Below are 3493 nucleotides of genomic sequence, written 5' to 3'. Positions count from 1 at the left end.
CAAAGAAAAACGCCCCGCAAAGTTATTGCGGGGCGTTTTGGAATAAAAGCCTGACGATGACCTACTTTCACAGACGTTAATCAACTATCATCGGCGCAGAGGTGTTTCACGGTCCTGTTCGGGATGGGAAGGGGTGGGACCACCTCGCTATGGTCGTCAAGCGTAACTTGTTGCCTGGGCTGATTCTTGGGCCAGCCTGGGCCAATCGGGGAAGAAGCAACGTGCGCTGCGGTGTTGGGCTGTGGATTCGATAACGAATCGAGGCGCCAATCGCAAGGGCACACGGTGAAGTATGTTGGGTGCTTAACGATTTGAACATCGTGTGATGTTCTGTGGGGTTGCGTTGTTTTGCGGTGCTGTTGCTGCGCTTTGGGGGCTTGGCCCTTGGGCGCAGACTTTCAATTTGTTTGAACGGCACTTGAACACGTTAACCTACAAGGTTATAGGATCAAGCCGCACGGGCAATTAGTACTGGTTAGCTAAGTACATTACTGTACGTACACACCCAGCCTATCAACGTCCTGGTCTCGAACGACCCTTCAGGGGGCTCTAGGCCCCGGGATACCTAATCTTCAGACGAGTTTCCCGCTTAGATGCCTTCAGCGGTTATCTCTTCCGTACATAGCTACTCGGCAATGCCATTGGCATGACAACCGATACACCAGAGGTACGTCCACTCCGGTCCTCTCGTACTAGGAGCAGGCTCCGTCAAGTATCCAACGCCCACGGCAGATAGGGACCAAACTGTCTCACGACGTTTTAAACCCAGCTCACGTACCTCTTTAAATGGCGAACAGCCATACCCTTGGGACCGGCTACAGCCCCAGGATGAGATGAGCCGACATCGAGGTGCCAAACACCGCCGTCGATATGAACTCTTGGGCGGTATCAGCCTGTTATCCCCAGAGTACCTTTTATCCGTTGAGCGATGGCCCTTCCATTCAGAACCACCGGATCACTATGTCCTGCTTTCGCACCTGTTCGACGTGTCAGTCTCACAGTCAAGCACGCTTATGCCATTGCACTATCAGCACGATTTCCGACCGTACCTAGCGTACCTTCGAACTCCTCCGTTACGCTTTGGGAGGAGACCGCCCCAGTCAAACTGCCCACCATGCACTGTCCCCAACCCGGATAACGGGCCAAGGTTAGAACCGCAAACAGACCAGGGTGGTATTTCAAGGTTGGCTCCCTCGAATCTAGCGACTCGATTTCAACGCCTCCCACCTATCCTACACAGGCCGGTTCACAGTTCAATGCAAAGCTACAGTAAAGGTTCATGGGGTCTTTCCGTCTAGCCGCGGGTAGATTGCATCATCACAAACACTTCAACTTCGCTGAGTCTCAGGAGGAGACAGTGTGGCCATCGTTACGCCATTCGTGCAGGTCGGAACTTACCCGACAAGGAATTTCGCTACCTTAGGACCGTTATAGTTACGGCCGCCGTTTACCGGGGCTTCGATCAAGAGCTTGCACCCCATCACTTAACCTTCCGGCACCGGGCAGGCGTCACACCCTATACGTCCACTTTCGTGTTAGCAGAGTGCTGTGTTTTTAATAAACAGTCGCAGCCACCGATTCTCTGTGACCCCATCATGCTCGGGGCGCAGGCCCTTCACACTACCGGGGTATACCTTCTCCCGAAGTTACGGTATCAATTTGCCGAGTTCCTTCTCCTGAGTTCTCTCAAGCGCCTTGGAATATTCATCCCGTCCACCTGTGTCGGTTTGCGGTACGGTCTTGCAGTACTGAAGCTTAGAGGCTTTTCTTGGGACCACTTCCAATCAGTTTAAGACCGAAGTCTTATTCAGCCACACCCTTGAATTACGCGCCCGGATTTGCCTAAAGCGCCTTCTATAGTGCAGCAACGGGGACATCCAACACCCCGATGATCTTTCGCAATCCGTCCCCCCATCGCATACTGCAATGGTGCTGGAATATTAACCAGCTTCCCATCAGCTACGCATCTCTGCCTCGCCTTAGGGGCCGACTCACCCTGCGCCGATGAACGTTGCGCAGGAAACCTTGGACTTACGGCGAGGGGGCTTTTCACCCCCTTTATCGCTACTCATGTCAGCATTCGCACTTCTGATACCTCCAGCAGCCTTTACAAGCCACCTTCGCAGGCTTACAGAACGCTCTCCTACCGCGTATATCTAAAGATACACACCCGCAGCTTCGGTAACTGGCTTAGCCCCGTTACATCTTCCGCGCAGGACGACTCGATCAGTGAGCTATTACGCTTTCTTTAAAGGATGGCTGCTTCTAAGCCAACCTCCTGACTGTCTAAGCCTTCCCACTTCGTTTCCCACTTAGCCAATTTTGGGGACCTTAGCTGGCGGTCTGGGTTGTTTCCCTCTTGAGTCCGGACGTTAGCACCCGGTGCTCTGTCTCCCGCGCTGTACTTGCCGGTATTCGGAGTTTGCCATGGTTTGGTAAATCGCAATGACCCCCTAGCCATAACAGTGCTCTACCCCCAGCAGTAATACGCGAGGCACTACCTAAATAGTTTTCGGAGAGAACCAGCTATTTCCAGGCTTGTTTAGCCTTTCACCCCTATCCACAGTTCATCCCCTAATTTTTCAACATTAGTGGGTTCGGTCCTCCAGCACGTGTTACCGTGCCTTCAACCTGACCATGGATAGATCGCCTGGTTTCGGGTCTACACCCAGCGACTAAATCGCCCTATTCGGACTCGCTTTCGCTACGCCTTCCCTATTCGGTTAAGCTTGCCACTGAATGTAAGTCGCTGACCCATTATACAAAAGGTACGCAGTCACCCCATATAGAGGCTCCTACTGTTTGTATGCACACGGTTTCAGGATCTATTTCACTCCCCTTCCGGGGTTCTTTTCGCCTTTCCCTCACGGTACTGGTTCACTATCGGTCGATCACGAGTATTTAGCCTTGGAGGATGGTCCCCCCATCTTCAGACAGGATTTCACGTGTCCCGCCCTACTTGTCTGACGCTTAGTTCCACACGCTGCATTTCACCTACAGGGCTATCACCTGCTATGGCCGCCCTTTCCAGAGCCTTCGGTTATACAACATGCTAAATCGTCACGGCTGCTCCGGTTTCGCTCGCCGCTACTACCGGAATCTCGGTTGATTTCTTTTCCTCGAGTTACTGAGATGTTTCAGTTCACCCGGTTCGCTTCAACACACCTATGTATTCAGTGTGTGATACCCACTTGCGTGGGTGGGTTTCCCCATTCGGACATCTGCGGATCAATGCTTGTTTGCTAGCTCCCCGCAGCTTTTCGCAAGCTACTACGTCCTTCATCGCCTGTGATCGCCAAGGCATCCACCATGTGCACTTAGTCACTTGATCCTATAACGTTATAGGTTATAGGTCTCTAACTTGAGTTGCGTGTTTGTGCCGTTCATCATTTTCAAAGGCCCAACCTTAGTAAACTAAGAGCTGGTTTTGAGAACTACTTGAACTAAATTGTTTAATGCAATCACAACCCGTACTTATCGTTTGCTACAACAC

At 52.0% G+C, this 3493-nt stretch carries 2 rRNA genes; both read right to left on the bottom strand.

The annotated features are described in order from the left end of the window. Positions 1–48: 48 nt before the first annotated feature. Positions 49–161 (bottom strand): 5S ribosomal RNA (gene rrf / locus GTU67_RS15025). Positions 162–444: 283 nt separating this feature from the next. Further along, positions 445–3331, bottom strand: a 23S ribosomal RNA gene (locus tag GTU67_RS15020). Positions 3332–3493 lie beyond the last annotated feature (162 nt).

Origin of the sequence: Pusillimonas minor (assembly GCF_014237865.1) — a bacterium.
Taxonomy (GTDB): Bacteria; Pseudomonadota; Gammaproteobacteria; order Burkholderiales; family Burkholderiaceae_B; genus Neopusillimonas; species Neopusillimonas minor.
The sequence above is the reverse complement of the archived record's forward strand: the minus strand, read 5'-3'. Positions and strand labels throughout refer to the sequence as shown.